This is a genomic window from Mangrovicoccus algicola (assembly GCF_014903745.1).
GTDB classification, from domain to species: domain Bacteria; phylum Pseudomonadota; class Alphaproteobacteria; order Rhodobacterales; family Rhodobacteraceae; genus Mangrovicoccus; species Mangrovicoccus algicola.
In genome coordinates this window covers 25,686-38,554 of sequence record NZ_JACVXA010000021.1, presented here as the reverse complement: position 1 = coordinate 38,554, position 12,869 = coordinate 25,686, and the positions used below count along the sequence as shown (strand labels likewise).

The following is a 12,869-nucleotide window of genomic DNA, read 5'->3' as shown; positions in this document are numbered from 1 at the left end:
AAGCTTGTCACGGCGCGCCGGAAGTGGCGGCAGTCCTGTGTTCAAGCGTAATCCACCCCCGACTCGTAGGGACTGTCATGAGCTTGTACACGGACTACCTAGCTGAGATTGAAACGCGCAAGGGCGAGGATCTGCATCCCAAGCCCATCGATGACGGCGCCCTCGTCGCGGAGCTCATCGCGCAGATCGAGGATCTCGGCAACGAGCACCGGGACGATTCGCTGAATTTCTTCATCTACAACACGCTGCCGGGCACCACGAGCGCGGCAGGCGTGAAGGCTGCCTTCCTGAAGAAGATCATCCTCGGCGAAGCCGCCGTCGCCGAAATCACCCCGGATTTCGCCTTCGAGCTGCTGTCGCACATGAAGGGCGGGCCGTCGGTCGAGGTGCTGCTGGATCTGGCCCTGGGGGAGGATGCCGCCATCGCCGAAAAGGCAGGCGAGGTGCTGAAGACCCAGGTTTTCCTCTACGAAGCCGACATGGCGCGGCTGAAGGACGCGTTCGACGCGGGCAACGCCGTCGCGAAGGACATCCTGGAAAGCTATGCGAAGGCCGAGTTCTTCACCAAGCTTCCCGATGTCGAGGAGGAGATCAAGGTCGTCACCTATATCGCCGCCGAGGGCGACATCTCCACCGACCTGCTGTCCCCCGGCAACCAGGCGCATTCGCGGTCTGACCGTGAACTGCACGGCAAATGCATGATCACCCCCGAGGCGCAGGCCGAGATCCAGGAGCTGCAGAAACAGCACCCGGACAAGCGGGTCATGCTGATCGCCGAAAAGGGCACGATGGGCGTGGGGTCCTCGCGCATGTCGGGCGTCAACAACGTGGCGCTGTGGACCGGCAAGCCGACCTCTCCCTACGTGCCTTTCGTCAACTACGCCCCGGTCGTGGCGGGCACCAACGGCATCTCGCCGATCTTCCTGACCACCGTCGGCGTTACGGGGGGCATCGGGCTCGACCTGAAGAACTGGGTCAAGAAGCTCGACGGCGAGGGCAAGCCGGTCCTCAACAACGAGGGCAACCCGGTTCTCGAACAGAAATACTCGGTCGCCACCGGCACCGTCCTGACCATCGACACCAAGGCGATGAAGCTGAAGGACGAGGCGGGGACCGAAGAGCTGGTCGATGTCTCCTCCGCCTTCACGCCGCAGAAGGTCGAGTTCATGAAGGCCGGCAGCTCCTATGCCATCGTCTTCGGCAAGAAGTTGCAGACCTTCGCCGCCGAAACGCTGGGCGTCGAGCCGACCCCGGTCTTCGCGCCGAACAAGGAAGTCACCGCCGAGGGCCAGGGCCTGACCGCAGTGGAGAAGATCTTCAACCGCAACGCGCTCGGCGTGCCGAAGGGCAAGACGCTGCTGGCGGGGTCCGACGTGCGCGTCAAGGTCAACATCGTCGGGTCGCAGGACACGACCGGCCTGATGACCGCGCAGGAGCTGGAGGCCATGGCGGCCACCGTGATCTCGCCGACCGTGGACGCGGCCTATCAGTCGGGCTGCCACACCGCGTCGGTCTGGGACAAGAAGGCCCAGGCCAACATCCCGAAACTCATGTCCTTCATGAACAATTTCGGCGTCGTCACCGCGCGGGACCCCAAGGGCGTCTATCATTCGATGACCGACGTGATCCACAAGGTGCTCAACGACATCACCGTGGATGACTGGGACATCATCGTCGGCGGCGACAGCCATACCCGCATGTCCAAGGGCGTGGCCTTCGGCGCGGATTCCGGCACCGTGGCACTGGCCCTGGCGACCGGCGAGGCGACCATGCCGATCCCGGACTCGGTCAAGGTCACCTTCAAGGGCCAGATGGCGCCGCATATGGATTTCCGCGACGTCGTGCACGCCACCCAGGCGCAGATGCTCCAGCAGCATGGCGACAACGTGTTCCAGGGCCGCATCATCGAGGTCCATATCGGCACGCTGCTGGCCGACCAGGCCTTCACCTTCACCGACTGGACCGCCGAGATGAAGGCCAAGGCCTCCATCTGCATCTCCAATGACGAGACGCTGATCGGTTCGCTGGAACTGGCCAAGCACCGCATCCAGGTGATGATCGACAAGGGCATGGACAACGCGGCCGGGACCCTCGCGGGCCTGATCGCCAAGGCCGACAAGCGCATCGAGGAAATCCGCTCGGGCGAGAAACCCGCGCTGAAACCCGATGACGGGGCGAAGTACTTCGCCGAGGTGGTCGTGGATCTCGACCTGATCGACGAGCCGATGATCGCCGACCCGGATGTCAACAACGCCGATCCGTCGCGCCGCTATACCCACGACACCATCCGTCCGATTTCCTATTACGGCTCGGAGAAGAAGGTGGACTTGGGCTTCGTCGGCTCCTGCATGGTGCACAAGGGCGACATGAAGATCGTCGCCCAGATGCTGAAGAACCTCGAGAAGGCGAATGGCAAGGTCGAGTTCAAGGCCCCGCTGGTGGTCGCGGCGCCGACCTACAACATCATCGACGAGCTGAAGGCCGAGGGTGACTGGGAGATCCTGCAGAAATACTCGGGCTTCGAGTTCGACGATCTCTTCCCGAAGGCCAATGCGCGCACCGAGTACGAGAACATCCTCTATCTCGAACGCCCCGGCTGCAACCTGTGCATGGGCAACCAGGAAAAGGCGGCCAAGGGCGATACCGTCCTGGCGACCTCGACGCGCCTCTTCCAGGGCCGCGTGGTGGAGGACACGGCCGAGAAGAAGGGCGAGTCGCTGCTGGCCTCGACGCCGGTCGTGGTGCTTTCGGCCATTCTCGGCCGCACGCCGAGCGCGGAGGAATACAAGACCGCGGTGGAAGGCATCGACCTGACCAAGTTCGCGCCGCCGACCGAGAAACCCGGCACCGCCCGTTCGGTCCATTTCTGAGGAAGGGCCCGGCGCCGGGATCTTCCCTTCGGCAATCGCGCCCGTCCCGCCGATCGGCAGGGCGGGCGTTCCTTCATTTGTCCGGACCGCCACGGCCGGACCGTCCGGCTCAGTCCGTCGGCTGCCAGTCCGGGCCGGGATCATAGGCGGTGATGGCCGCCGCCGCCGCCGTGGTCTCCTCCCCCAGATCGGCCTCCAGGATGCGCCCGTTCTCGGCGACCATGAAACTGTGCACGCCGGTTTCGCCATAGCTGGCGGGCACGGCCAGGAGGGCATGGCCGGCCAGCATGGCGCCGTTGACCAGGTAGCTCATCGCGCCGCCCGGGGCCGCCGGTCCCTGTGCATTGAGAATACGGAAGACATAGCCCAGATACGGTTCCGGCGGGTGGTCGGTGCCGTCCATGCCATGGCCTTCGGCGGCGGCGCGGGCGATGGCGGCGCCCAGCGGGCCGGTCCCGTCCTGCCAGTAGAGCCCGTCGCGGCCGCCATCCTCGGCGATCACGCTGCGGGCGAATTCCATCAGCCCGTCGCCGTCATGGTCCCGCAGCCTGAATTCCGCCTGCACATCGACATAGGCATCCATCAGCGCGATCACGTCCAGTTCGTTCAGCCCGATTTCGCGGCTGCGCATCACGGCCTCGCCCGCCACCGGATCGAAGGCCCACTCCCCGGCCTGCTGCGCCAGGGGGATAGGGAAGGGCCAGCCGTCGGGACCCAGTTCCAGCGTCAGCTGTTCCTCCGGTCCGGGGACGAAACGGTACCCGGCGCGGTACTGCTCCAGCACGGCGTTCCGGTTGGCGTCATCCTCGGCGGCATTGCCCGTCAGGATGATATCGGCGTTTTCCGGCCCGAAGACGGCCAGGACCGCCTCGTCGCTGCCGCTTTCCAGCGCCGCGATCAGGGCCTCCAGCGCGGCCTGCGGCGTCTGGTAGGCCGCGGGTTCGGCAAGGGCGGCCGCCGCCGGAACCAGCGCGAGCGCCAGGGCGGGGCCAAGGGGGGTCAGGCGGGCCATGCTTACCTCTTCTTCGTCAGCTTGTGCTTGGGGGCGCTCTTCCCCCCCCGCGCCATGGCGGCTTTCGCCCGGGGCGCGGCGGCCTTCTTCTTTAGGGCGACGGGTTTCTTCGCCGCGGCGCCGCCGGTCGCGGGCCTGTGGATCTCGGCAGGCTTGTGGATCGCGGGCCGGCTGGCGGCTGGACGCGACGCGGGCGCGGCCTGGTGGGTGCGCGCGATGGCATCCCGCTTCTGTGCCGGCGAGATTTTGGAAGGCCGGTCGATCCGGCTGAGGGCGCCTGCGCCCGCGCCTGCCGCCACCGCGGCGGCGGCGGCGGCTCCGGCGGAGATATCCGGCGCGCCGCTGCGTTCGGACAGGCGGGCGCGCAGCGCGTCGCCCGTCCCGTCATGACGCGGCAACCGTTCCGTCGGCAGGGTGGTCGCCCCCCCGTTCAACTTGTCGCCGATCTTGTCGCGGGCGCTGTCGACGCGGTCCGGATCCGGCCGCCAGCCGATCCCCCCGCCGTCTCCGGCCTCGTCGATGCGGTCGCGGATGCTGCCCCGGTCGATGTCGATATGGTTGCCGATATTGACGTTTCCATCGACATCGATGTCGATATCGGGATCGCGGATTACCGGTCCGCCGCCCCAGCCCCCGCAATTGCGGCAGCCCCAGTAGTCGTCCCAGTCATCGTCATCATCGAAGATCTCGTCGATCACCGCGAAGGTGCCCCAGGCGATGGCGCCGGTCATCACCGCGCCGCCAACCCCGCCCCAGATATCCGTGGGCTGATATTGCGGGACATAGACGACCTCCGGATCCGTCGGCACGATCACGACATTGTCCGCCGCATCGGTGGCGACCGTCTGTTCCTCGCCCGAAACCAGCGCGCCGGAGTCCACGGCCTGGTTGCGCAGCACCTGCACGGCGGTCATCACGTCATCGGTCTGGGCCAGCATCGCCTCGCCGGTCGCCTCGGTCCAGTCGATGTGATCGGCCATTTCGGTCAGGACCGTGGGGAAGGCCGTCGCGAGAACGGTCACCGAGGGGTCCCATCCCTCCGCTTCGATCTGCGGTTTCAGGGTCTCGGGGGCTGCATCGGCGTTGTTTTCCAGGAACTGGGCCCCCTTCACCACTTCCAGGGGGGACGCCGCGGCGACCAGGATCTGGATGAGCAGCGTGTCGGGATAGAGCGCCACGGGCGCGACCAGCTGTTCCAGCTCGGCCTCGCTCAGCAACGGATCCGCGGCGGAGTCCGTGGCCTGCGCATCCTCGCCGCTCTCGGCCGTTGCGGCTTGCCGCGCGCCTTCGGCCGTATCGGCCGGGTCCGTCGTTCCCGCTGCCGGGTCGGCGTTCATGGCGGGCGCGTCAGTCGCGGTTTCCTGTGCGTAGAGTCCTGGTGGCGCGGCCAGCGCCAGGACGGATATCGCGGTCAAGCCGAACCGGCGCATGAGAGCCTCCCTGTTTGCTCCGCCTCACGCTACAGCGATGCAAACCAAAATCAACAGGAAGCGGTGCGGCCCGGGCGGGCGGCGGCTGGCGCCGGAACGGGGCTTGTCGCGGACGTCATGGTGGCCGGTCATCGCGTCACCGCCCGCCTGGCAGATAGCCGCGGGGCAGCCGGTCACGGCGCAGCTTCCGGGGGCAGGCTTTGGTCGCAGGACCGGCGCGCGATCAGGCGGCGCGGCTGTCAGGGCCCGCCTCTTCCGCACCGGCGTCGCCACGGAATTTCGCGACCTCCTCCGACAGGATCTGGGCCTCCCGGGTCAGGTCCATGGTGGAGGCGGAGGTCTCCTCGAAGATCGCGGCATTCTGCTGGGTCACGGAATCGAGCTGGTTGGTGGCCGTGTTGATTTCCTTCACGCTCAGCGACTGTTCGTCGGCCGTGGTCGCCAGCGCCGAGATGTTCTCGGCGATATTGTCGATCAGCCCGACGATTCCGTCGAGCGCGCTTCCGGTCTGTGCGACGCGGCTGACCCCGTCGGCGACATTGTCGTTGCTTTGACCGATCAGCGTTCCGATCTCGCGCGCCGCGTCGGAGGCCCTCTGGGCCAGGGCGCGGACTTCCGAGGCGACGACGGCAAATCCCCTGCCGGACTCGCCAGCCCGTGCGGCCTCCACGCCCGCATTCAGCGCCAGGAGGTTGGTCTGGAATGCGATGTCGTCGATCACGTGGATGATGCGGCTGATCTTGTCGGAGGATTCCGAGATAGCCTCCATCGCGGCGATGGTGCTGCGCACGATATCCTGGGATGCCTGCGCCTCGCTGCGTGCCTGCTGGGCGGCCTTTTCCGTGGCCCGGGAATTCTCGGCGGCGGAGGATGCGCTTGCGGTCAGCTGCGCCACGGCGGCGGCGGTTTCCTCGAGCGTGGCGGCCGTCTTTTCGGTGCGGCGTGCCAGGTCCCCCGTGACGCTGGAGATCTCGGTCGAAGAGGCCAGGATATTGCCGGAACTGTCGCGGATGACCGAGACAAGGCGTGCCAGGGCCGACAACGTTCGGTTGAAATTCTCGCGCAGGGCCTCGTAGGACTCGGGAAAGGCCGTGTCGATGCTGGCCGCAAGATCGCCGTCGGCCAAGCGGCTCAGACTGTCGGCCAGGATCGAGACGACACGCTGCTGTTCCTTCTGGCGGGCCTCGCGTTCCGCCGCCTCGCGGGCCTCGCGCCGCTGGGTTTCCTCCTGCGCGGCACGGTCGCGTTCCAGCGCCTCGCGTTCCTGTGCGGCCTTGCGTTCCATCTCGGCCCGCTCCGCCTCGATCTTCTGTTTCTCGGCCTCGCGCCGCTGTTCTTCCTGGGCTTCGGCCGTGCGGCGGGCCTCTTCCTCGAGCCGGCGATTGGAAATGATGTTGTCGCGGAAGACGGTCAGCGCAGCTGTCAGGTCGCCGATCTCGCCGCTGCGGCGGCGGGCGCCGTCCATCGCGGCGGTGTCGCCATCCGCAAGTTTCCGGGTGCGGCGGATCAGGGATTGAAGCGGCCGCACGATCGTCCGCTGGGTCGCCACCACCGCGGCAAGGACGATGATGAAGGCGACGATACCCAAGGTTATCAATTCGCGTTCCGCCGCGGCCGAATCGGCCTGCAGGATCCGGGCGTCGCTATTGAGTCCCTCCAGGGCCTCGCGCGCCAGCCCGGCCGCTCCTTCCCCGAGGCGTTCCACGGCCAAAAGTGCGGCGCTTGCCTGGTCGTGGGCTTCGGCCCGGGCGGCCAGTTCGGTGCGGCGCAGGCCGAGGAGGTCGCTCTCGCCCTCCGAAAGCGAAAGCAGATCCGCCGAGATCGCGGGATCCGAAACCATCAGGGCAAATCCGGCAGAATCGAGCTGGGATTGAAGCTGTCTGCCGAGGAGTTGCAATGCGGCGTCATCGGTGCTGCGCGAGACCTGAAAGGCGAGGCTGAGCATCTGGGTGAAATCGATGCCCGCGGCGCGTTCGGTACCGGCAAGGGACACGAAAATGCCGGAAAGGGTTGCCAGCCCTTCCGCGAAGCCATCCGCCGCCGCGATCTCGTCCTCGCGGGCCATGGCCAGGCTGAGCATCCCGAATTTCAGGGCGGAGAGCCGGTCGGCCAGGTCTATCGCCTGACGCGGCGGGCGGGTGCGGGCCACATCGAAGAACGCATCCAGCGCGTCGGCCGCCCCTGTCGCGGCTGTCTCCAGTTCCTGCTGCGTGGTGGCCATCAGCAGCTGCGCAAATCCCTGCGGCAGCGCGTTGCTGCGGGCCATGATTTCGGCGGCTGAAAGCAGATCCGGCACGTCCTGATCGACCAGCTTGTCCATTTCCTTCGAGAAACTGTCCAGGATCAGCGCCGCGACCAGCAGCGCGGCCGCCATCATGACGGCGATCAGCGTGATTGCGCCGGTGATGCGGAAGGTCAGCCCGGAGACGGTGCGGGTCAGTAGGGATGTCATGTCGCGCCCCTGTCAGTTGGTTGCCGGAAGGTCGCCGCGGGTCGCGGGCGTGACCAGCTCGAAGGGAACGTAGATCAGCCGCGGCACATCCGCGTCGCCGCGCGCCAGCGCCAGCGCGGCCTCCACGGCGGCCGCGGCCTGGCCCCCCGCATTCTGCAGCACGGTGGCGTCGAGCAGGCCGTCATCCATCGCGCGCAGCGCGACTTCGGTCGCGTCGATGCCGGTGACCAGAATCTCGGCCTTGTCCAGTCCCGCCGCCTGGATGGCATCGAGCGCACCAAGCGCCATGTCGTCGTTATTGGCGACGAAGGCATCGGGAACGCGCCCGGCCTCGATCCAGGAGGCCGCAAGGGCCTGTCCCTCGTCGCGCGACCAGTTCGCGAAGCCTTCGTCCATCACGTCGATCCCGGCGCAGCGGGGCGTCTCCAGCAACGCGTAGTAATCCTGTGTGCGCACCCGCGCCGCGGAGCTGCCCAGGTCGCCGATCAGGAAGGAGACGCTGCCCTCTCCTTCGAGCCTGTCGCAGACGAAGCCGAATTCCAGCGTGCCCGATTCCGTTTCATCGGACCCGACATAGCTCTGCCCTTCGGGAAGGGCGGTGCCGTTGATCGGTTCGAGATTGACATAGACCAGGGGGATCCCGGCCTCTGCGGCCATGCGCGACACCCGCAGGCCGTCATCCGTGGCGAGGAGGTTGGCGATGATGGCGTCCACGTCCGCGGCGATGAAGTCCCCGATCGCGGCCAGCTGCGCCTGCCTGTCGCCGGCGGCGTTCATCATGGTGACATCCGTCACGCCCTCGGCGTCCAGGGCGGCGGCGATGTGATCCGCCAGGTTGCGGGTATAGGTCCAGTCGGTGTTGCTCATCGTCACGGCGACGGTCTGCGCGGCCGCGAAGCCGGGGAGGAGCAGGACGGGTACGAGCATCAGCAGGCGGAAACGGGTCATGGCGGTCCTCCGGTCGGCTTGGCCGCCCGTTCCCGGAGCAGCCCTTCCCCGCATTACGGACCAGAAGTGAAGATTTCCTCTCTGCGTTCCGGCGGCGGCGCCGAATGCGCCACGTCCGAGATCAGAACGGCGATCGGCCGGGTGCCGGGGAAGGCGCTGAAGATGATGACCAGCACGCTGGTCAGCGGCACCGCCAGGATCGCGCCGGAAATGCCCCACAGCGCCGACCAGAAGGACAGCGCCAGGATCACCGCGAAGGGCGACAGGTTCAGCTGCCGGCCGATCCATCGCGGCTCCAGGACCGAGCCCACGAAGATCTGCATCACCGTCAGCAGCAGCGTCAGAAGCAGCGTCCGCCAGATGTCGCCGAACTGCGCCACGGACAGGATCACCGGCAGCATCACGCCAAGCCAGGATCCCAGATAGGGGATGTAGTTCAGCAGGCCGATGCAGACCGCCCAGAACAGGGCGAAGTCCACGTCCATCGCCCAGAGCACGGCGTAGGAGAGAAGGCCCAGCACCAGGTTCACCAGGGTCTTGACGGTCAGGTAATCGCCGATGCGGCGGTTGATCTCGCCGCCGATCTCCAGGATCCAGGCGGCGTTTCCGCCGGTGCCGAAGGCCTCGGCGATGCGGCGCGGAAAACTGGCCCATTGTCCCATCAGGAAGCCCGCATAGATGATGACGATCAGGACGGATCCCAAGAGGCTGGTCAGCGAGCTGAACAGGCCGCCGATGCGGGCCGGCAGGTCCAGCTGGCCGAAGGCGAGGCGGCGGATGTCGGCCCAGGTCGGGTCGCTCTCGGCGCCGAAGGCCTCGGCGATGCGCACGGCCAGCGTCTCCAGGTTGGCCTGATAGGCCGGGGCGCGGTCCGCCATCTCCTCCAGGGTGACTGCCACCACGGCGGCCAGGGAGAAAAGTCCCACGACGAATCCGGCGAGGATGACCATCTGCAGGAGCCAGGCCGGGCAGCGCCGCAGCACGGTCCAGCGCCGCAGCCAGGCGGCGCCGTTGATCAGGACATAGACCGCGATCACCGCCGCGAGGACCGGCACGATCACCGCCTTGCCGACGATCAGGATCCAGCCTGCCATCAGCGCGATGCCCAGCGACAGGAACAGGGTCTGCAGCAATCTGGGGGATCCTGTCATGGGGTCACTCGGCACTCTGCGGGCAAACGCGGCCAGCCTAGCCGCTGCGGGAGGGCGCGGGCAAGCCCCGCGGCGCGGCGCCCGAGGTCCGCCCGGGCCCGATCCGGCCGCGGCCGGGGACCTTGCCGGCCGGTGGCCGGGACGGGCCTTGGCCGCGGCGCGGTCACTTCCGTTCCGGGTCGGACGGGTCCGGTTGCCCGGCATCCGCCGGTTCCCCGGCCGGGACGGGCTCCGCGCCCGGGGGGTCGGGGTCGGGTTCGCCGACCAGCGCCCGCAGCCGTGCCAGGCTCGCCTCGGACAGGTCCCGGTCCGCGGCGGATGCAAGAATCGCGCCGCGCACCGCCTTGTTGGTCCGCAGCAGCTTCATGAACCGCGCTTCGTCCAGCACCAGCAGGGTGGTGGGTGCGATGGCGCTGACATCGCCGCGGAACCGGCGTCCCGTCAGCATGGCGATCTGGCCGAACATCTCGCCGCGGCCCAGCCGGTAGATCTGGATCGGGGTGCGCACCTCGACGGCACCCGAGGCGATGAAGAAGACCGAACGCGGCGTGTCGCTGCGCCGCCGGATCACCTCGCCCGGCCCGGCATAGCGGGTCAGCAGCGACCGGCCCAGCCGCTTTACGGTCTTGTCGTCGAGTTCCGCGAAGAGCGGCAGCTGCCGCGCCAGGTCGGCCCGGCGCAGCGTCAGGTCGAGCACCGGGCGGGCGCGCTCGCGCTGCATCAGCCGCTCGATGCGCGTGCTCAGGGTCTGGTGCAGCTCGGGTCCGATCAGGCCTTCCTCCAGCAGGTCGTCCATTTCCTGCTGTTCCAGGCGCAGCGAGATGCGGCGGATGAAGCGCCGCTCCAGCTCCTCGGCATAGCCGGGATATTGCAGCTTCAGGCCCTCCAGCGCCTGTTCGACCGCCTCGATCCGCCGGTCCACCAGATCGTGCAGCAACTCGGCCACCCGGCGGCGGTGGATCCGCCGGATGCGGGTGTCGATGAATTCGTGCAGCCCCTTCATCACCAGCCTCTGGCCCAGCAGGAACTCGAAGCGGTTCGCCGTCAGCTTGGCGAGGGGCCGGGAGATGCGGGTGCGGTTGTCCAGCACGACGGCCAGCCGGAACCACGTGGAGAAGCCCAGCCCGCCGCGATAGGCCGCGCGATAGCCCGAGCGCCCGCCCGAGCGGGTGGCTTCCATCACCTGTGCCGCCAGCCAGCGCGCCTGTTCGTAGACGCGCGGGGACATCAGGCCCCCCTCGAAGCCGCGATCGACCAGGTCGCGTTCATGCCCGGCCAGCGCGATCAGGCCCAGCGTGATGCGGTCGCGGTCCTGGATGTTCTGCTCGGATTCCGCCGCCGTCACCGCCCGGTCCAGCCGCTCGCCGAAATCCTTGGCCTCCGCCCGCGCGATGTCGCGGGTCAGGTCGTAGTTTTCGGTCGCCACGGCGACGCGTTCGCGGACCGATTGCAGCGCCACCGCGACCACCTGCTTGGACAGGGCAATGTCGATTGGCGACAGCCGGTCCAGCTTCAGCCAGCCGATGACCGGGCGCAGCGTGATCCCCTGCACGATCAGCGTGAACAGCGTGTAGCCGGTGGCCAGGATCCCGACCATGCGCTGGGTCGCATCGGGGATGCGGCCGTTCTCCGTCACCGCCAGCGCCAGGGCCAGGGTCACCGCCCCGCGCAGCCCCCCCCAGAGGATGGCGGCCTTGTAGGGCATCTCCACCCGCGGCGAGAGCCGCAGCAGCGTCAGCGCGGGCAGCAGCAGGAACAGCACCACCGCCCGCGCCGCAAAGGCCGCGATGGCCACGACGCCGACATAGACCGCGTCGATCCAGGTCGCCGTTGCCATCAGTTCGGGGATCAGGATGGCGGCGAGGATGAAGATCAGCGCCCCGGCCCAGTGGGCGAGGATGTCCCAGGCCTCGGTCAGCTTCTTCCAGCGCGCCGGGTCGATCCGCCCGGGCCCGGCGAAGTTCAGCGTCAGCCCGCAGATCACCACCGCGATCACGCCGGAGGCGGAGACGAACTGTTCGGTGATCACGTAGGACAGGTAGGGCAGGGCGACCGAGACGCTGACCTGCGCCAGCTCGAAGCGGTTGAACATCGCCATCAGCCAGACGCCGATCCGGGCCATGACCCAGCCCACCGCGACGCCGCCCGCGACGAGGTAGGGAAACTGCCGCAGCGCGCCCATGATGTCGGGATCGGGCATGCCGACCATGACGAAGGTGATGAACAGCCCGAAGAGCGCGATGGCGGCCGCGTCGTTCAGCAGGCTCTCGCCCTCGATGATCCGGGTCAGCCGCTTGGGCGCGGAGAGCGACCGGAAGATGCTGGCCACCGCCGAGGGATCGGTGGTCGAGACGACCGAGCCCACCAGCAGCCCGACGAAAAGCGAGGTGATGCCCAGCCCGTGCAGCGCGCCGCCGATGAACAGCGTGGAGATGACCACCGCCACCACCGCCAGCAGCACGATCGGCACCCAGTCATCGAGGATCCGCCGGATGTCCATGCCCAGCGTCACCTGGAAGATCAGCGTCGGCAGGAAGATGTAGAGGAAGGAATTCGCCCGGATCGGCAGATCGGTCAGGTTCTCGGCGATGAAGTTCAGCTCGTTGGCGAAGTTCCATCGCAGGAACAGGGCCGATCCCAGGCCGATCAGGATGCCGACGATGGCCAGGATGACGCTGAAGGGCAGTCTCAGCCGCTCCGACAGGGGTTCGGACACGCCGACCACCAGAAAGAGGCCTGCAGTTATGGCGGTAAGGGCGACGATCTCCATGCGGGTCGGGGGGTCCGTTCCAGGAATTGCGGTAAGGGAAGCGCTGCGGCGGCTGCGCGGATACCTTATATAGTCTCTTCGGGCGCTTCGCCTCCCCCCATCGGCCAGTTCGCCCTGCGGCTTTCTCGCCGGGGGCGGGGCGGGCGGAAACCCGCCGGGGCCGGGGGCGGGCCCGTCCGGGGCGCGACCCGCCCGGTTTTGCGCCGGCCGCGGCGCGGATCGATCCCGGCGCCGGT

General features: G+C 67.8%; 7 protein-coding genes. 1 reads left to right on the top strand and 6 read right to left on the bottom strand.

The annotated features are described in order from the left end of the window. The first annotated feature begins 77 nt into the window (after window positions 1–77). Window positions 78–2,870 carry a bifunctional aconitate hydratase 2/2-methylisocitrate dehydratase gene (locus ICN82_RS09050; RefSeq protein WP_193181864.1) on the top strand — a complete coding sequence of 931 codons (2,793 nt, stop codon included), beginning with the start codon at window positions 78–80 and terminating at the stop codon, window positions 2,868–2,870. Between the two features lie 109 nt (window positions 2,871–2,979). Here the strand turns inward: ICN82_RS09050 and ICN82_RS09045 are convergent, their stop codons facing one another. From ICN82_RS09045 to ICN82_RS09020, 6 genes are all read right to left on the bottom strand, one after another. Then, the gene (locus ICN82_RS09045; protein ID WP_193181863.1) at window positions 2,980–3,882 is read right to left on the bottom strand and encodes a DUF2950 family protein; all 903 of its coding nucleotides are present in this window, start codon (window positions 3,880–3,882) and stop codon (window positions 2,980–2,982) included. A gap of 2 nt (window positions 3,883–3,884) precedes the next feature. Continuing rightward, complete coding sequence (locus ICN82_RS09040; protein ID WP_193181861.1) at window positions 3,885–5,312, bottom strand: DUF3300 domain-containing protein; 1,428 nt, start codon at window positions 5,310–5,312, stop codon at window positions 3,885–3,887. Between the two features lie 223 nt (window positions 5,313–5,535). Then, a complete protein-coding gene (locus tag ICN82_RS09035; RefSeq protein ID WP_193181859.1) occupies window positions 5,536–7,764 on the bottom strand; it encodes a methyl-accepting chemotaxis protein in 2,229 nt (742 codons plus the stop codon). Between the two features lie 12 nt (window positions 7,765–7,776). Next, on the bottom strand, window positions 7,777–8,712 hold the full coding sequence (locus tag ICN82_RS09030; RefSeq protein ID WP_193181857.1) for a substrate-binding domain-containing protein: 936 nt from the start codon (window positions 8,710–8,712) through the stop codon (window positions 7,777–7,779). Window positions 8,713–8,765: 53 nt separating this feature from the next. Then, window positions 8,766–9,845, bottom strand: coding sequence for an AI-2E family transporter (locus tag ICN82_RS09025; protein ID WP_193181855.1), 1,080 nt, complete (start codon window positions 9,843–9,845; stop codon window positions 8,766–8,768). A gap of 181 nt (window positions 9,846–10,026) precedes the next feature. After that, on the bottom strand, window positions 10,027–12,633 hold the full coding sequence (locus ICN82_RS09020) for a cation:proton antiporter (protein WP_193181853.1): 2,607 nt from the start codon (window positions 12,631–12,633) through the stop codon (window positions 10,027–10,029). Between the last annotated feature and the right edge of the window lie 236 nt (window positions 12,634–12,869).